Below are 17356 nucleotides of genomic sequence, written 5' to 3'. Positions count from 1 at the left end.
CCGGCCGCCCGGGTGGGTCGACGGAGGTCAGCCGCGCTCCACCAGGTGGCCCACCGTTTCCGGGCCGAGCAGCACCGGCGTGCCCGAGGCGTCCCGGCGCGGGTTCGGCGCCGGCAGCTCGACCGGCTCGCCCGAGCCGGCCGACGCGGCCGGGCGCGGCCCCACCCAGGCCACCACCAGCCGCTCCTCCCCCTTGAGGAACCGCTGCGCGCGCACCCCGCCGGTGGCCCGCCCCTTCGCCGGGTACTCGGCGAACGGCGTGACCTTCACCCCCAGGCCGGTGGACGTGACCACCACCGGTTCGCCGTGCTCCGCGTCATCGGTACGGACCGCCCCGAAGAAGATCACCTCGGCGCCGGTCGACCTGGCGATGCCCGCCATCCCGCCGCCCTTGAGCCCCTGCGGGCGGACCACCCCGGCCCCGAACCGCAGCAACTGGGCGTCCGAGGCCACGAACACCAACTGCTCGGCGCCGTCGGTCAACCAGACAGCGCCCACCACCTCGTCGCCCTCGCGCAGCCCGATCACCTCGAACTGGTCCGACCGCACCGGCCACTCCGGGGCGCACACCTTCACCACACCCTGCCGGGTGCCCAGCGCCAGCCCCGGCGACGCCGGATCCGCCCCGCTCAGCGGGGCCAGCCCGACCACGGTCTCCCCCGGCTCCAGGTCCACCAACTCGGCGGCCGACATCCCACCGCGCAGCGACACCGTCCCCGGCTGCTGCGGCAACACCGGCAGCGGCAACACGTCCGTCTTGAACGCCCGCCCCCGGCTGGTCACCAGCAACACCTGGCCGCGGGCCGTCGAATGCACCAGCGCCCGTACCGCGTCGTGCCGCACCCGGCCGTTGCGCCGCTGGCCCTCGGACGCCTCCTCCGACTCGGCGGCGGTCCGCGCCACCAGCCCGGTCGCCGACAGGATCACCTGGCACGGGTCGTCGGCCACCTCCAGCGGGCCGGCCGGCGCCGACGCGGCCAGCACCTCCTTCAGGTCGCCGTCCACCAGCGTGGTCCGCCGCTGCGCGGCGAACCGCTGCCCGACCTCGGCCAGCTCGTCGGAGACCACCTGCCGCAGCACCCCGCGATCGTCGAGGATCCGGGACAGCTCGGCGATCTCCCCCCGCAGCCGCTCCTGCTCCGCCTCCAGCTCCAGCCGGTCGTACCGGGTGAGTCGCCGCAACGGGGTGTCCAGGATGTACGTGGCCTGGATCTCCGACAGCCCGAACTCGCTCATCAGGCCGTCCCGGGCCGCCTGCGCGTCGTCGCTGCCCCGGATCAACCGCACCACCCGGTCGATGTCCAGCAGCGCCACGAGCAGGCCGTCCACCAGATGCAGCCGTTCCTGCCGCTTGCGCCGGCGGTACGCCGTCCGCCGCGTCACCACCTCGTAGCGGTGCGCCAGGAACACCTCGAGCAGCTCCTTCAGGCCCAGCGTCCGCGGCTGCCCGTCCACCAGCACCAGGTTGTTGATCCCGAACGACTGCTCCAGCGGGGTGAGCCGGTAGAGGTCGGCCAGCAACGCCTGCGGGTTCACCCCCACCTTGCACTCGATCACCACCCGGGTGCCGTTCTCCCGGTCGGTCAGGTCCTTCACGTCCGCGATGCCCTGCAGGCGCTTGGTCCGGGTCACCTCGTCGGTGATCTTCTCGATGATCTTTTCGGCGCCCACCCCGTACGGCAGCTCCGTCACGGTGATGGCCTGCCGGCCCCGGCTGCCCTCCAGCGGCCCGGTCCGCACCCGGGCCCGCATCCGCACCACCCCGCGGCCCGTCTCGTACGCCCGGCGCACCTCGTCCAGCCCGAGCAGCACCCCACCGGTGGGCAGGTCCGGACCGGGCACGAACTCCATCAGCCGGTCCAGGCTGGCGTCCGGGTGCTCGATCAACCACCGGGCGGCCGCGACCACCTCGCTGAGGTTGTGCGGGATCATGTTCGTGGCCATCCCGACCGCGATCCCCGCCGCCCCGTTGACCAGCAGGTTCGGGAAGGCCGCCGGCAGCACCGTCGGCTCGACCAGCGACCCGTCGTAGTTGGGCTTGAAGTCGATCGTGTCCTCGCCCAGCTCGCCGACCAGCAACATCGCGACCTGGGACATCCGTGACTCGGTGTATCTGCTCGCGGCCGGTCCGTCGTCCGGGGAACCGAAGTTGCCGTGCCCGTCGATGAGCGGCGCGTTCAGCGAGAAGTCCTGCGCCAGCCGCACCAGTGCGTCGTAGATGGCCAGGTCGCCGTGCGGATGGTATTTACCCATGCAGTTGTGCACGACGTAGCCTTCGGCGATGAACGAGTGATCGGCTGATCCAACCTGGATGTCGTAGGTGGTCCCCACCCCCACCGGCTCCACAGAGACAACACGTAGGAATGATCGGCCCCGGAGGAACTCCAGTCGGCCAGCGAGCGACGAGCCGATCCTCGCCAGCTTTTCCACCCAACCGTCGCGCTCTGCGCGCCAAAGCGGAAACAGGCGATCCGCGAGCGCCACACCGCGACGGTCTCGGCCGTACGTCACCTTGGCCGTGGTTCCGGGAGACAGCGATGCCCGGAAAGCATTCCCATCGGTATCCCTAAACCAGCCTCCGCCTACATGAGCCCCAGTGAAGGCCGCCATGACAGGTTGACAAGGAAGGCGATCGTTTCCCTGTTTTCCGCCGTACGCGTAATTCATCTCCGAAACGCGACCGAGCCCGTCCCGCTTGTAGCCAATCCGCACCCACGGAAGGAGGAGGCCGGCGAGTGCTGCCGCATCCCGACCCGAGACCGACAGCGCGAAGAGGGGACGACTTCGCTCGCGAGCGGGACGAGACCAATGATGCCCGTGCATCCCGAGGTCGGCAAGCATCGAATAGACCTGGCGCATCAACTGCTCGCTGGTGCTGACGAGGACAACCTCCCGATGATTTTTCCGAACATACCCGTCCCCATCGAAGAAACCGGCGATAAACGGGATCCAGGACGAGCGTTCATGCAGGATGTCCTGCGGCACCTGCTTCTTGTAACTGAGTGGCGTCGCCACCTCAAGCAAACCGCCATGCCGGCTGAAGGTCAGCACGTGCTGATCCCGATGACGGGGTTCGGCCGCGCGCCGAACCGACCGGGAAACCTTCAGGCCACCCCCTATGGCCCAGCCTTCGGCGGCGTCGATCGGTTCGGTGTCGCACATGTGGAGCCGTACCCTGCCGTCGGCGACACGACTGCGGTCGACGGCAAAGCCCTCTGCAACAACCAGCCCTCGCACATAGTCGTACAGTTCCCCCGCGCCGCTTGACGCCTCCGCGAGCCGCGCGGCGCCAGACGCCAGCGTCAGGTGTCCCTGCAGATCGCGCGCCTCCACCCATCGAACGGAAAGATCATCCTCCACCACGCGGAATCGCTGTCCAGGCGTGACAACCATCTGGTGGCCGCTGCTCCAGGTGACCCGAACAAGGTCTGAGACTGGATTTCGGTACACGCCGGTCACCGGAACGGGTTTGCCACCGGAGCCGACGACAAGGTCGCCGACATCCAATTCCTCAATGGCCTTCATGCCACTCGGCGTCGACACCAGGGTTCCTGCTACGAAACAGTCGCCGACCACCCGGGCCGACTTCACGTGCGCCCGGTCCGGCCGGTGCCCCTGCTCGCTCATCGAATACAACAGGCGGCGGTGCACCGGCTTGAGGCCGTCGCGGGCGTCCGGCAGCGCGCGGGAATGGATGACCGAGTACGCGTACTCCAGGTAGGAGTCCTCGACCTCGGTGCTCAGCGGGTTGTCGAAGACCTGTGCGCCCGCCTGGTCGAAGGCGGACAGGTCCACCTTGGTCGCGGTGCCCTTCCGGCGTGCCATCAGTGCTCTCCTCGGCTGCGGTGCTGCGGTGCGGAACTGCCGGCCCGGGGGTGGCGCCTCATGTGTCGATCGCCGCCTGGTCGATCCGGCCGGCCGCGTTGATCAGCCAGTTCTTGCGCGGCTCGACCTTCTCCCCCATCAGCAGCTCCAGGGTCTGCTCGGCGGCCTCGACGTCGCGCAGCGTGATCCGGCGCACGGCCCGGGTGGCCGGATTCATCGTGGTCTCCCACAACTCGTCGGCATCCATCTCGCCCAGCCCCTTGAACCGGGGGATCGGGGTGACCACCTGCTTGCCCCGCTTCTCCAGCCGGGCCACCGTCGACTCCATCTCGCCCTGGGTGTACGTGAAGATCGTCTCCGGGTTGCGGCCCCTGGTGGTGATCTTGTGCAGCGGCGGCATGGCCGCGAAGAGCCGGCCGGCCTCGATCACCGGCCGCATGTACTTGGCGAACAGCGTGATCAGCAGGGTCCGGATGTGTGAGCCGTCGACATCGGCGTCCGCCATGATCAGGACCCGGCCGTACCGCATGGACGGCAGGTCGAAGGTGCGGCCCGAGCCGGCACCGAGGACCTGGACGATGGCCGAGCACTCGGCGTTGTCGAGCACCTGTTGCAGGTTGGCCTTCTGCACGTTGAGGATCTTGCCCCGGATCGGCAGCAGGGCCTGATATTCGGACGAACGGGCCATTCGGCTCGTTCCGAGGGCGCTGTCGCCCTCCACGATGAATAACTCACTTCTGTCGATGCCTGTGGAGCGGCAGTCGACCAGCTTGGCCGGCATGGCCGCGCCCTCCAGCGCCGTCTTGCGCCGGGCCGCGTCCTTCTGCTGCTTGTGGGCGAGCCGGACCCGGGCCGCGTCCACGATCTTCTGCAGCACCGTGCGGGCCTCGACGCGGGTGCGGCGCGCCTCGGTCCAGGCCCGCAGGTGCTGCTCGACCAGCGTCTGCACCACCTTGGTGATGCCGGCGGTGGACAGCTCGTCCTTGGTCTGCGAGGTGAACTGCGGCTCCGGGATGCGCACGTGGATCACGGCGGTCATGCCCTCGAGGACGTCATCGACGGTGGGCGGATCCTCCTTGGGCCGCAGCAGCCCGCGGGTGTTGCGGATGACGTCGGCCAGCGCCCGCAGGGCGGCCCGCTCGAAGCCGCGCCGGTGGGTGCCACCGTGCGCGTTGCGGATGGTGTTGGTGAAGCACTCGACGGTGCGGTCGTACCCGGTGCCCCAGCGCAGCGCGATCTCGACCTCGGCCCGGCGCGGGACGTTGGCCTGCATGACGCCGTTGGCGTCGGCCGCGTTCTCCCGGTAGGTGCCCTCGCCGGTGATCAGCAGCGTGTCGCAGACCGGGCGGTCACCGGCCGGCGCGAGGAAGTCGACCATGTCGGCCAGGCCGTTCGGGAAGTGGAAGACCTCCTCGCCCGCCTCGTCGGCGGTGGCGTCGCGGAGCACGAAGGTGACGCCGGGCACCAGGAACGCGGTGTTGCGCAGCTTGGTGCGGACCGCCTCGACGTCCAGCGCCGCGCCGGTCTCGAAGTATCGGGTGTCGTACCAGTATCGGATGGACGTGCCGGTGGGCTCGCCGCGGCGCATCTTGCGCACGGTCCGCAGGCCGGAGCCGGGGGTGAAGGGGGCGTCCGGGCCGGGGCCGTCGAACTCGCCGGGGACGCCGCGCCGGAACGAGATCTCGTGTACGACGCCGTCGCGCCGGACGGTGACGTCGAAGCGGTGGGACAGGGCGTTGACGGCGGACGCCCCGACGCCGTGCAGGCCGCCCGAGGTCTTGTAGCCGGAGCCGCCGAACTTGCCGCCGGCGTGCAGCCGGGTGAGCACCAGCTCGACGCCGGAGATGCCGGACCGGGCGTGGATGTCGGTGGGGATGCCGCGCCCGTCGTCGTCGACCCGGACCGACCCGTCGGCCGCGAGGGTGACCTCGATCCGGCTGGCGTGCCCGCCGACCCCCTCGTCGGTGGAGTTGTCGAGGATCTCGTTGACCAGGTGGTTGACGCCCCGGCTGTCGGTGGAGCCGATGTACATGCCGGGTCGCTTGCGTACCGCGTCGAGTCCCTCGAGGTGGGTGAGGTCGTCGGCGCCGTAGCGAATGTCGGGCTGCGCGGTCAACTCGTCGTACTCCCAGGTCGTCGGCGGCTCCCCGGGCGGGGGCGGCGCGGCGAGCCTATCCGGCGGCTCCGACAGCAATCCGCAACCGGGTGGCGGCCGGCGTGCCCGGCGCCGGGCGGGGAGCCCGCCCGGCGTCGATGCCGCGCTGCACGCCGGGGCCAGCGGCGCGGTGACCCCGGCAGCACGAAGATCGGCCGGAACCGGGTGGCGCCGGCGTTGACCTGGGGCGACGACGGGGCGGCACTTCGTCGCCCGCACCCGTGGCCGTCGCCCGGGGTTAACCGGCGGGCAACCAACGCCACCTAGCGTCACCGTCCGGGTCGCGCTGCGCCGCGACGCGAGCAGACCGATCCGGCCGCCCACCCGGGCGCTCCGGGCGCCCGCCCGGGCGTCCCGGCCGGGTCCCGAGGCGGAAGTTGGCTGGTCGATGTCCTACCCACCCGATGTGAGCGTGGTGATCCCGACTCGGCTCCGGCCGGAACTGGTGCTGCGGGCCGTTCGCGGCGCGCTCGCACAGACGGTGACCGACATCGAGGTCATCGTGGTGATCGACGGTCCCGACCCGGACACCGAGGCGGCGCTGGAGCGGCTCGGTGACGCCCGGCTGCGCCCTGTTCCGCTGGCCGAGTCGGGCGGGGCGCCGAACGCCCGCAATGTGGGGGCGCGGCACGCCCGCGCCCGCTGGACGGCGCTGCTGGACGACGACGACGAGTGGCTGCCGGACAAGCTCGCCACCCAGCTGGAGCTGGCCCGCGGGTCCCGCGCCGCGCTGCCGATCGTGGCCAGCCAGCTGATCAACCGGACGCCGCGGGCCGAGTACGTGATCCCGCGCCGGCTGCCCGACCCGGGCGAGCCGTTGAGCGAGTACTTCACGGTGCGCCGCGGTCTGTTCCACGGCGAGGGTTTCATTCAGACGTCCACCATCCTGGCCCCCACCGAGCTGTTCCGGGCGGTGCCGTTCACCGTCGGGCTGCGCCGGCAGCAGGAGCTCGACTGGGCGCTGCGGGCGGTCCGGCACCCCGGTGCCGAGCTGCTGATCGCCCCGCGGCCGCTGGTGGTGTGGCACCAGGACGAGGACCGGGCGCGGATCAGCCACGACATGCCGTGGCAGGAGCAGCTGGCCTGGTTGCGGACGGCGCGGGAGCTGTTCACCCCGCGCGCGTACGCGGCCTTCCTGCTCAGCGTGGTCGGTTCGATGGCCGCGCACACCCGCAGCCGGGCGGTCTTCACCGAGCTGCTGACCGAGGCCCGCCGGCACGGCGACCCCGCGCTGATCGACTACCTCACCTTCCTGCAGATCTGGATGATCCCGCCGGGCCTGCGGCACGCGGTGCGGGACCTGGTGCTGGGGCGCCGGCAGTCCCGCCGCGCCGACCCGGCGGACCCGGCCGCCGACCCCGCGGATCCGGCCGCCGACCCGGCGGACTTGGCCGCCCACCCCGCGGAGCCGGCCGCCGAACCGGCCCACACGGCCGGCTCCCGGCCCGCGGCCGTCGCCCGTGTCCGGTCCTGACCCGCTGGCCGGCGGCGGGACGTCCACCGAGCGCCGGGTGGTGATCTGGCGCAGCTGCCTGCTGCCGGCGTCCGAGACGTTCATCCGGCAACAGGGCGCCGCGCTCACCACCTGGCGGCCGAGCTACCTGGGCGCCGTCCGGGTCGACTCGGCGCTGGCCTCGGCGTCGGACGTCATCGCCTTCCCGGACACGCCGGCGGGCCGCCGGGGCTGGCTCGAGCTGCGGCTCACCGGCCGGTCCGGGCGGCTGCGCGAGCTGCTGGCCGAGCTGGATCCGGCGCTCGTGCACGCGCACTTCGGCGGCGATGGACGGCTCGTGGCCCGGTCCGCCCAGCGGCTCGGCATCCCGCTGGTGGTCACCCTGCACGGGCTGGACGTGACCCGCCAGGCCGCCGCCACCGGCGCGCGCGGCAGGCGGCACCGGCACAACCTGCGGGACGCGTTCGGGCGGGCCGCGCTGATCCTGGCCGTGTCGGGGTTCATCCGCGACCGCGCCGTGGCGCTGGGCGCCGACCCCGACAAGGTCCGGGTGCACCACACCGGCGTGCCGGTGCCGCCCGAGCCGGCGCCGGCGGCCAAGGGGTGGGACGTGGCGTTCGTGGGCCGATTCGTGCCCAAGAAGGGCGTCGACGACCTGGTGGCGGCGTTGAGCCGGTCGGCCCGGCGGCCGCGGGCGGTTTTCATCGGCGACGGACCGCTGTTCGGGGAGATCCGGGACCGGGCCGCGCGGGCGGGGCTGGACGCCACCTTCCTGGGCGGCCAACCGCCGGCCGTGGTGGCCCGGGAACTGGCCGCGGCGCGGATCCTGGTGGCGCCGTCGAAGACCGCGGCCGACGGGGACACCGAGGGCCTGCCGACCACGCTGCTCGAGGCCGGCGCGCTGGGCGTACCGGCCGTCTCGACGTACCACAGCGGCATCCCGGAGGCCGTGCTCGACGGCGAGACCGGCCTGCTCTGCCCGGAGGCGGACCCGGCGGCGCTCGCCGCGGCCATCGACCGGCTGCTGGGCGACGACGAGCTGCGGACGCGGCTGGGCCGCGCGGCCCGGCGCCGCGTCGCGGAACACTTCGACATCCGCCGGCAGACGCGCCGGCTGGAGCTGTTGTACGACGAGGTGGCCGGGCGCGAGACGTAGATTGGCCGGATGAGCGAACCGGCCACAGTGGTCGAGCGGGTCCGCACCGAGCGCGGCGAGCTGGCGCTGCGTAGCTGCGGCGACCACTACGAGATCATCAGCAACGGCGTGTTCCTGATGGACACCCGGGCCGGCGCCTCGGAACGGCTGCTGGTGCGGGCCGCCCTGGAAGCGGTCGGCGCGCCGGCCCGGGTGCTCATCGGCGGGCTCGGGGTGGGCTTCTCGGTGGCCGAGGCGGCCGCGTCGGGCCGGCCCAGCGAGATCGTCGTGGTGGAGATCGAGGACGCGCTGATCGGCTGGCACCGGCGCCACCTCGCGCCGTACAGCGCTCATGCCCTCGACGACCCCCGGGTACGGGTGGTCGCCGACGACCTCGTCGGCTGGCTCGGCCGGACGCGGTCCACCTTCGACGCCATCTGCCTGGACACCGACAACGGACCGGACTGGACGGTGTTCGACCACAACGCGGAGCTGTACGGGGAGCCGGGGCTGGGCCTGCTGCGTACCCGGCTGAACCCGGGCGGGGTGCTCGCGGTCTGGAGCGCGGCCGCCTCTCCCGGGTACGCCGCCCGGCTGGCCTCGGTGGTCGGCCCGGTGACCGAGCTGCGGGTCGAGGTGCCGCGCGGCGAGCCGGATGTGATCTACCTGGCCCGCCGCGCCTGACCGCCCGCCGCGCCTGACCGCCCGCCATGCCTGACCGCCCAGCGCGGCTGACCGCCGCCGGCCCGGCGTTAACAAGGGGCCCCTGCTATACAAAAAGCGATAACAAGGGGCCCCTCCTTCGGCTCAGGCGGCGGGGGCGGACCAGTCGATGGTGTAGCGCTGCTGGGGGCCGAGGGTCTTCTCGGGGTTCATCGCCACCTTGAGCAGCACCCGCATCAGCACCGGCAGGACGGCCCGGGCCAGCGGACCGGGCGCCTTCGTTCGGTTGATCTTCGCGGCCCCCGCGGCGATGCCCTCGACCCGGGCGCGCCGCAGCCGTTCGTACGCCGCGAACGCGGCCGGGACATCGGGCAGGTCGCGCAGGCAGCGGGCGAGTTGCACGGCGCTCTCGATGGCCAGCGACGCGCCCTGGCCGGAGCTGTTGGACGGCGCGTGCACCGCGTCGCCCAGCAGCACCATCCGGCCGGCGTGCCAGCGCGGCACCGGCGGCATGATGTGCAGCGATCCGGAGACCAGCAACCCGGCCGGGTCGGTTCTGCGCAGCAGGTCGCCGGCCGGCTCGTCCGCGCCGTACGCGGCCAGCAGCCGGCGCTGCCACTGCGCCGCCGGCACGGCGCGGGCCTCGGTGAGAGTCATCGGCCGGTCCTGCGCCAGGTTGATGCCCCACCGGGTGCCACCGCCGGGCTCCGGCCAGTACAGGTAGTAGCCGCCCCGGCCGAAGGTGAAGGTCATGGTGCCGGCGGGCGCCTCCACCTCGTGCCGGGCCAGCCCCTCGAAGCCGAGCAGCCCGGTGTACCGCGGCCCGGGGGCCGCCGGGTCGATGAGCCGGCGCACCGTCGAGTGCACCCCGTCGGCGCCGATCAGGATGTCGGCCGTGGCGGTGGCGCCGTCGGCGAACTCGGCCGTGACACCGGCACCGGTCTCCCGAGCGGCCGTGAGGCGCTTGCCGTGCTCGATCCGCACGCCCGCCGCGGCCGCCCGCTCGTGCAGCGCCCGGTGCAGGTCGTTGCGGTGCACCACGCGCAGCGGCGGCAGGTCGGCCAGGCCGGGCAGATCGATCCGCTTCCGGCCGATGGCCATGGCGGTGTGCCGGATCGGGGTGGCGCCGGCGGTCACCGCCGCGTCCGCGTCGATCACGCGGAGCGCCGCCACGCCGTTGGGGGCCAGCGCCAGGGTTCCGCCGGTCCCGCCGGTGCTGCTGGGGTACGCCTCGTACACCGTCGCGGTGATGCCCGCCTTCGCCAGCGCGAGCGCTGCGACGGGGCCGGCGACACCGCCGCCGATAATGATCGCTGTTCGTACGTCGGTCATGGTCGTTCCTCCCGTGTGGTTGCGATGCATGTGGTTGCGATGCGCGAACCATCCCGGGAGGGGCGCCGGCTATCCTCGTGATTGCCGCCTCGGGCCGGGCGCCTTCCCAGGTGTGGTTCGAGGTCAGGACCCCGGCGTGGTGTTGGCGCACCCGCCGGGGTCCGTTTTTCGTCAGTCCGGTGTGCCCGTCCTCTCCGCGAGTTCGGCCAGCTCGGCCGGCATCTCGCCGGTTTCGTGGAACCGTCGCCACTCGGTCAGCCCCGGCAGGCTGCCCGAGTCGAACTCGGCGAGCAGCGCCCGGATCCAGGCCGCCTCGGCCCGCAGGATCGCCAGGTCGTACTCGGCCTCGACCAGGAACAGCCGCGGCACCTGCCGCAGGTGTCCGGCCAGCGTTTCCTCGGCCGCCGCCACCGTGCCCTCCAGCCGGCTCAGCCGGCCGCGCAGCAGCTCGGCGGCCTCGTCCGGATGCAGCACGGAGAGCACCGACAACCCGGCCCGGAACCGGGGGAACTCCGGTTCCGGGTCGCCGATCAACTCCCGGGCCCAGTCGGCCATCTCGGCCCGACCCGCGTCGGTGATGCGGTAGACGGTCCGCTCGGGCCGCCGGCCCTCCCGGACGCTCTCCACCTCGGCGATGAAGCCGTGCTTGTCGAGGTTGCGGACGACCGTGTAGAGCGATCCCCACTTGATCGCCATGTCCTGGTCCTTGCCCCAGCCGCGCAGGGCCGAGGCGATCTCGTACGGGTGCATGGGCCGCTGGCCGAGCACGGACAGCACGGCCAACCCCAGCAGGTTGCCGACCTTGCGTCGCTTCGCCATCGCCCCACCTCCCGACGACGTTATACTCGCACGCGAGTATGACGATCGCAAGTAATCGTCGGCGAGCTGCCCCGAGCGCTACTTCCGGCCGACCGCCCCATAGGTGGAGACCTCGGCCGGCGCCGGGCGGTCGGGCCGGTCCGGCCGCCACTGGCTGACCGGGACCACGCCGGGCGCCAGCAGGTCCAGGCCGGCGAAGAACGCCGACACCCCGGCCCGGTCCCGGGGCCAGGTGTCCACCTGCCCGGCCACCAGCATGGCCGCGAACCGCCGCGCGGTCTCCGGATCGACGAAGTCGCTGGTGCCGTGGGTGGCCACCAGGTAGCTGCCCGGCGGGACCGCGTCGAGCAGCTCCGCGACGACCCGGCGGGCCTGCTCGTCGTCCCGGATGAAGTGCAGCACCGCGATCAGCAGGATGGCCACCGGCTCCCGCAGGTCGAGGGTGTCTGCCAGCTCGGGCGAGCCGAGGATGGACGCCGGGTCGCGCAGGTCGGCGTCGAGGTACCGGGTGGCGCCCTGCGGCGCGCCGACCATCAGCGCCCGGGCGTGGGTGAGCACCATGGGATCGTTGTCCACGTACAGCACCCGGGAGTCCGGGGCGACGGCCTGGGCGACCTCGTGGGTGTTGGCCGGCGCCGGCAGGCCGGTGCCGATGTCCAGGAACTGCCGGATCCCCGCCTCGGCGGCCAGGTACCGGATGGCCCGGCCGTGAAAGGCGCGGCCCTCCCGTGCGGCCGTCCGGATCCCCGGATAGACCCGGGCGATCCGGTCGCCCGCGTCCCGATCGACCTGGAAGTGGTCCTTGCCGCCCAGCCAGTAGTTCCAGCGCCGGGCCGCGGAGACGGTCTGCGAGTCCAGCCGGTGGTCCGGCGCGGTCTGGTCGGCGTCGCTCGTGGACACGGTGGTCCTCCACAGGGCTGGGGGCGTTCCCGGGCGCCGCTCATGGTAGCCACCCCCGCACTCGCGGCGGCCCGGCGCGGGCACCGGCGTTGCCGCCGTCGTTTAGCATCACCGTGCCGTTCATTGGTTGCCCATTCACGGGGGAGATTCATGTCAGCATCGAAGAAGGCCGCCGTCCTGGCCGGCGTCGCGGTCGCCGCGCTCGCGCTCGGGGCCTGCGCCAAGCCGGCCGGCAGCGGCTCGGCCGAGGCGCCCAAGCAGCAGAGCGTGCTGGCCCTGATGGCCGCCGACGCCACCGGCTCGTTGCACAAGTCCGTCGAGACCACCGGCAAGTCCACGTCGGTGACCGTGACGATGACCGGCACCGCGGCCGGCCAGAAGCTCAACATGCGCGGAGCGGTCGACCTCGGTGATCCGCACAAGATGGACATGACGCTGGACGACCCGAAGCAGGGCCCGACCACGGTCCGGATGATCGGCACCGCCATCTACGTCCAGGTCCCCGCCGCGCAGCGGAAGTCCATGAACGGCAAGAAGTGGTTCAAGATGGACCTCGGCGCCGAGAACTCGGCCGAGATGAGCCGGCAGTTCGACGACATGGACCCGGCCAAGGGGATGAAGCGGCTGCTGGACGGCAAGAACGTCACGGTCGTGGGGCAGGAGACCGTCGACGGCGTGCCGACCGTGCACTACACGACCACCACCTCGATCGACAGCTACCTGGGCGAGGTCGACGGCAAGGTCCGCAAGGACGCCAAGGCCCAGCTGGCCAAGACCGGCGTCAAGGAGGTCAAGATCGACGCCTGGGTGGACGAGCAGTACCGGCCGCGCCAGGTGCACATGCTGATGGGCAAGCAGGGCGACTTCACCGTCCGGTACACCGACTACGACAAGCCGGTGACGGTCCAGACGCCGCCGGCCGGCGAGGTGATGGACTTCGCCACCATGATGAACCAGCTCAAGGACCTCTCCGCGGGCAACTGAGCACCGGTCACCGGGACGGCTCCGCGGTCATCCGGGGCCGTCCCGCCGGGTCCGCCGCGCCCGCCCGATCCGACACGCCCGCCGGGTCCGCCGCGCCCGCCCGATCCGACACGTCCGCCGGGTCGAGCTGGAGCAGCCGGACCAGCTCGGCCACCACCGGCTCGGGCTGGGCGTACGCCTCGTCCAGCAGCTCGCCGTCGGCCCGCTCCCGCAGCCGGGTCGGCATCGGCCCGGGGCAGACCAGCAGGACCCGCACGCCGTCGTCGCGTCGCTGCCCGGCCAGCGACTCGACCAGGCTGGTCCCGTAGCTCCTGGCGGCCCGGTAGACCGGGAGATCCGGCCGGGCCGAGGTGGCGGCCGCCGCGCCCGGGTAGACGATCGTGCCGAAGCCCTGCCGGCGCAGGTGCCGCAGCGCCTCCCGCAGCACGTACGTGGCGCCGAGCACGTCGACCTCGACGATCCGGCGCAGCTGGTCCGGGCTGAGCTCGTCCAGGTCACCCCCCGCCCACCTGGCCGTGCACGCGGCCACCCCGGCGATGACGCCCGTCCGGTCGACCACCTCGGCGAACGCGGCCCGCACCTGCTCGTACGAGGACACGTCGCACACCGCCCCGGCACAGCCGAGCTCGTCGGTCACCGCGGCCACCTCGTCCGGCGCGTCGCCGAACACCGTGACCCGGTGCTCGTTCACCAACAGCCGCGCCGCCGCCAGGCCGAGGCCGGCGGTGCCACCGACCACCACGAAGCTCCGGGCCGTCATGTCTCCCCCGCCCTAGCCGGAAGCGCGCCGAGAGGTCGTCCGGCGCGCCGACCAGGGCGCGTTCCCGCTGGTCGCGGTTCCAATCGCCGGCCGACCCGGCGCCGGCCCGCGGTCGGTGCCGGTTACCACCCGCTATCTTCCGGTGTGTGTGCGGATGCACGGGCCTGCGGCCGGATCATGCCGGAGATCCTGGGTAGCAACTCGGTTCCGGATAGGCCGAACCGATCGGCGGCGCAGGCCGTACTTCCATCCGGGTACAGGTGTCCATCGGGAGGAACGGTGCCAAGGATGCGAATCGGTCCGCTGGTCGGAGTCGTGGGCCAGGCCGCCGTGCTGGCCGGGCTGGCCGGAACGGTCGGCGTCGGTCTCGGGGGCTGGTTGGTGGCCATGGCGTACGCCGTCGGCACCTGCCTGGCGCTCACCCGGGGGCTGATCCGGGCCGACGCCGCCGCGCTCGGCCCGGCCGACCGGGTGACGCTGGCCCGGGCCACGCTGGTCGGCGGGGTGGTGGCGCTGACCGTGGACTCGCTCACCCGGCCGGTGTCCGTACCCGTGCTCATCACGCTGACCGTGCTGGCGCTCGCCCTGGACGGCGTGGACGGGCAGGTGGCCCGCCGCACCGGCACCGTCAGTGATCTGGGCGCCCAGTTCGACATGGAGATCGACGCCATCCTGCTCATGTCGCTGAGCGTCTATCTGGCCGGCTCGCTGGGCCCGTGGGCGCTCGTCTTCGGCGGGATGCGGTACGTGTTCGCGCTGGCCGTCTGGCTGCTGCCGTGGATGCGCCGGCAGCTGCCGCCACGGTTCTGGCGCAAGGTGGTGGCCGCCGTCCAGGGCGTCGCGCTCGTCGCGGTCCCCGCCGGGGTGCTGCCCGGTCCGCTGGCCAGCGCGGTCCTGGTGGTGTCGCTGGTGCTGCTGCTGGAGTCGTTCGGCCGGGACGTGCTGTGGCTGGTCCTGCACCGCACCGACGGACCGGTCCCGACGGCCGCCCGGCTCTCCGCTCCGGCCGCCCGGGCGCCGTCGCCGACGACCTCGGTCCCCTCGCCGGCCGCGCCGGCGAACCCGATCCCCTCGCCCGTCGCGCCGGCAACCCCGGTCCCCTCGCCCGTCGCGCCGGCAGCCCGGGCTTCCGCCCTCGCGGTGACCGCCCCGGCCGGCCGGAACGCGCGGGCCGCCGCGGCGGCCGCCCGCGGGTCGACCCCGGCCGCCGGGCGACGTGCCCCGGACCGCCGCACCGTCGCCCCGGACGGCCGGCGGTCCCTCCCGGTCACCGCGGGGTCCCTCTCGCGTTCCTGATCGCCGGCTGAGCGATCATCGTCGAACCAGCGCACCACCAGGAAGGCTTGCGGATGTCAAAGGTCATGCGTTCCCACCCGGACCCGACCGCCGACGCGGGCGGGCCGGAGCCGGCGGCCACGGACGCCGGGGCGGCCGCGTACGCCGGGCCGACGGGCACGGACCCCCAGCCGGAGGCGGGCACGGACCCGGCGCGACCGGGCGCGGGCACGGACCCGGCGCGACCGGGCGCGGACACGGACCGGGCGCGACCGGGCGCGGGCGCGAACCCCCAGCCGGGCACGGACCCCGAGCCGGCGGCGGGCGCCGAGCCGGCGCGACCGGGCGCGGAGCCGGAGCCGGCGGGTGCGGACCGGGCCGACCGGACGCCGGCCGGGCCCGTCCGGGACGAGGAGGCCGCGGGCGGGGGCACCGGTACGCGTTCCCTGGTCCGCCGCGTCCTGGCCACCACGCTGACCGTGCTGTCCTGCCTGGTGGTGCTGTTCGCCCTGCTCGCGCCCAACCGGCTCGACCGGATGGGACCGGGCTCGTTCGTCCGCATCCCCGGTGAGGCGCTGGTCGGGGCCGCGCTGGTGCTGCTGCTGCCGCCGCGGCTGCGGCGGATCGCCACCGTGGTCATCGGCGCCGGCCTCGGCGTGCTCACCATTCTCAAGATCGCCGACATGGGGTTCTATCTGGTGATGGCGCGACCGTCGAACCCGGCGGTCGACTGGCCGTTCCTGGGCGCCGGCGTCGGTTACCTCAGGGACTCGATGGGCCGGGGCGCGAGCATTGCCGCGGTGGTGGCGGCGATCGTCGCCGTGTTCGCCGTACTCGTGCTGCTGGTGCTGGCCGTGCGGCGGGTGACCGGCGTGCTGGTGGCGCACCGCACCCCGACCATGCGGGTGGTGACCGGGCTGGGCGTCGTCTGGATCGCCTGCTCGCTGATCGGCGTGCAGATCGTGCCGGGCGTCCCGCTGGCCGCCGACAGCGCGGCGCACCTGGCGTACGCGCACACCCGGCAGGTGGACGCGGGCCTGCGCGACCGGCAGCTGTTCGCGGCCGTGACCGGCAACGACCCATTCAAGGACACCCCGGGTTCGCAGCTGCTGACCGGCCTGCGCGGCAAGGACGTCATGGTGACGTTCATCGAGAGCTACGGCCGGGCCGCCGTGGAGGATCCGCAGATGTCGGCCGTGGTGAACCCGGTCCTGGACGAGGGCACCCGGCAGCTGCACGCGGCCGGCTACGACGCCCGCAGCGCCTTCCTCGGCTCGCCCACCTACGGCGGCGGCAGCTGGCTGGCGCACGCCACGCTGATGTCCGGGGTGTGGGCCAACAACCAGCAGCGCTACAGCACGCTGGTGAACAGCACCCGGCTGACCCTCAACGGCGCGTTCCGGCGGGCCGGCTGGCGGACCGCGCTGGTCATGCCCGCGCTGGAGGGTCGCTGGCCGCAGGCGCGGTTCTTCGCCTCCGACCACATGTACGGCGCCGCCGAACTCGACTACCACGGCCCGAAGTTCGGGTTCAGCCCGATGCCGGACCAGTTCACCCTGGGCGCCATGCAGAAGGCCGAGCGCGGCCCCGGCCACTCCCCGGTGATGGTGGAGACGGTCCTCACCTCCAGCCACTCCCCGTGGACCCCCTGCCCGCAGCTGATCGACTGGAACGCGCTGGGCGACGGGTCGATCTTCACGCCGATGGCCGCCGGGGCGAGCACCGCCGAGTCCCTCAAGCGCAGGTCCGCGCAGACCCGGGCCGACTACGCGAAGACCATCGCGTACTCGTTGAGCAGCCTCATCTCGTACGTCAAGACATACGGCGACCGGAACCTGGTGCTGGTCTTCCTCGGCGACCATCAGGCGGCGCCCGAGGTGAGCGGCAACGAGGCCAGCCACGACGTGCCCGTCACCATCGTGGCCAAGGACCCGGCCGTGCTCGACCGGATCACCGGCTGGGGCTGGCAGCCCGGCATGCACCCGAGCCCGCAGGCGCCGGTGTGGCCGATGGACGCCTTCCGCGACCGCTTCCTCACCAGCTTCCAGCGATAGG

11 protein-coding genes and 1 pseudogene are annotated in these 17356 nt (G+C 73.0%); 6 read left to right on the top strand and 6 right to left on the bottom strand.

The window, feature by feature from the left end:
• Positions 1-27 precede the first annotated feature (27 nt).
• Together ACFFHU_RS28225 and ACFFHU_RS28220 are read right to left on the bottom strand one after the other, a co-directional pair.
• Positions 28-3729 (bottom strand): annotated as a pseudogene (locus tag ACFFHU_RS28225) (DNA topoisomerase (ATP-hydrolyzing)); the annotation flags it as partial.
• Positions 3730-3883: 154 nt separating this feature from the next.
• A complete protein-coding gene (locus tag ACFFHU_RS28220; protein ID WP_512699502.1) occupies positions 3884-5941 on the bottom strand; it encodes a DNA gyrase/topoisomerase IV subunit B in 2058 nt (685 codons plus the stop codon).
• 427 nt (positions 5942-6368) lie between these two features.
• Between ACFFHU_RS28220 and ACFFHU_RS28215 the strand changes: the two genes are divergently transcribed.
• Genes ACFFHU_RS28215 through ACFFHU_RS28205 form a run of 3 tightly spaced genes read left to right on the top strand, consistent with a single transcriptional unit; the run spans position 6369 to position 9252 of the window.
• Entirely contained in the window at positions 6369-7454 is a 1086-nt protein-coding gene (locus ACFFHU_RS28215) for a glycosyltransferase family 2 protein (protein ID WP_377343416.1), read from the top strand.
• Positions 7441-8589 (top strand): glycosyltransferase, encoded by a 1149-nt coding sequence (locus ACFFHU_RS28210; protein WP_377343414.1) that lies wholly within the window; start codon positions 7441-7443, stop codon positions 8587-8589. Before ACFFHU_RS28215 ends, ACFFHU_RS28210 begins: the two co-directional genes overlap by 14 nt.
• Positions 8590-9252, top strand: coding sequence for a spermine/spermidine synthase domain-containing protein (locus ACFFHU_RS28205; RefSeq protein WP_377343509.1), 663 nt, complete (start codon positions 8590-8592; stop codon positions 9250-9252).
• A 123-nt stretch (positions 9253-9375) separates the two neighbouring features.
• On the opposite strand, the gene ACFFHU_RS28200 is transcribed toward ACFFHU_RS28205, so the two are convergent.
• The 3 genes from ACFFHU_RS28200 to ACFFHU_RS28190 form a co-directional block, all read right to left on the bottom strand.
• A complete protein-coding gene (locus ACFFHU_RS28200; protein ID WP_377343413.1) occupies positions 9376-10563 on the bottom strand; it encodes an FAD-dependent oxidoreductase in 1188 nt (395 codons plus the stop codon).
• A gap of 171 nt (positions 10564-10734) precedes the next feature.
• Entirely contained in the window at positions 10735-11382 is a 648-nt protein-coding gene (locus ACFFHU_RS28195; protein WP_377343412.1) for a PadR family transcriptional regulator, read from the bottom strand.
• A 78-nt stretch (positions 11383-11460) separates the two neighbouring features.
• The gene (locus ACFFHU_RS28190) at positions 11461-12282 is read right to left on the bottom strand and encodes an SAM-dependent methyltransferase (RefSeq protein WP_377343410.1); all 822 of its coding nucleotides are present in this window, start codon (positions 12280-12282) and stop codon (positions 11461-11463) included.
• A 150-nt stretch (positions 12283-12432) separates the two neighbouring features.
• Here ACFFHU_RS28190 and ACFFHU_RS28185 point away from each other — a divergent pair, with 150 nt between their 5' ends.
• The gene (locus ACFFHU_RS28185; protein ID WP_377343409.1) at positions 12433-13266 is read left to right on the top strand and encodes an SCO4651 family lipoprotein; all 834 of its coding nucleotides are present in this window, start codon (positions 12433-12435) and stop codon (positions 13264-13266) included.
• A 7-nt stretch (positions 13267-13273) separates the two neighbouring features.
• Here the strand turns inward: ACFFHU_RS28185 and ACFFHU_RS28180 are convergent, their stop codons facing one another.
• Positions 13274-14026 (bottom strand): SDR family NAD(P)-dependent oxidoreductase, encoded by a 753-nt coding sequence (locus ACFFHU_RS28180; RefSeq protein WP_377343407.1) that lies wholly within the window; start codon positions 14024-14026, stop codon positions 13274-13276.
• 288 nt (positions 14027-14314) lie between these two features.
• Between ACFFHU_RS28180 and ACFFHU_RS28175 the strand changes: the two genes are divergently transcribed.
• Together ACFFHU_RS28175 and ACFFHU_RS28170 are read left to right on the top strand one after the other, a co-directional pair.
• The gene (locus tag ACFFHU_RS28175) at positions 14315-15322 is read left to right on the top strand and encodes a CDP-alcohol phosphatidyltransferase family protein (RefSeq protein WP_377343405.1); all 1008 of its coding nucleotides are present in this window, start codon (positions 14315-14317) and stop codon (positions 15320-15322) included.
• Between the two features lie 53 nt (positions 15323-15375).
• Positions 15376-17355 carry a sulfatase-like hydrolase/transferase gene (locus ACFFHU_RS28170; protein WP_377343403.1) on the top strand — a complete coding sequence of 660 codons (1980 nt, stop codon included), beginning with the start codon at positions 15376-15378 and terminating at the stop codon, positions 17353-17355.
• The last annotated feature ends 1 nt before the right edge of the window (position 17356 follow it).

This window comes from Plantactinospora siamensis, from assembly GCF_042434095.1.
Lineage (GTDB): Bacteria > Actinomycetota > Actinomycetes > Mycobacteriales > Micromonosporaceae > KBS50.
The sequence above is the reverse complement of the archived record's forward strand: the minus strand, read 5'-3'. Positions and strand labels throughout refer to the sequence as shown.

Excerpts from the sequence above, each read along its gene's own strand:
- ACFFHU_RS28215 (WP_377343416.1), top strand. The coding sequence starts at position 6,369 with ATGTCCTACCCACCCGATGTGAGCGTGGTGATCCCGACTCGGCTCCGG.
- ACFFHU_RS28200 (WP_377343413.1), bottom strand. The coding sequence starts at position 10,563 with ATGACCGACGTACGAACAGCGATCATTATCGGCGGCGGTGTCGCCGGC.
- ACFFHU_RS28195 (WP_377343412.1), bottom strand. The coding sequence starts at position 11,382 with ATGGCGAAGCGACGCAAGGTCGGCAACCTGCTGGGGTTGGCCGTGCTG.
- ACFFHU_RS28185 (WP_377343409.1), top strand. The coding sequence starts at position 12,433 with ATGTCAGCATCGAAGAAGGCCGCCGTCCTGGCCGGCGTCGCGGTCGCC.
- ACFFHU_RS28180 (WP_377343407.1), bottom strand. The coding sequence starts at position 14,026 with ATGACGGCCCGGAGCTTCGTGGTGGTCGGTGGCACCGCCGGCCTCGGC.
- ACFFHU_RS28175 (WP_377343405.1), top strand. The coding sequence starts at position 14,315 with ATGCGAATCGGTCCGCTGGTCGGAGTCGTGGGCCAGGCCGCCGTGCTG.
- ACFFHU_RS28170 (WP_377343403.1), top strand. The coding sequence starts at position 15,376 with ATGTCAAAGGTCATGCGTTCCCACCCGGACCCGACCGCCGACGCGGGC.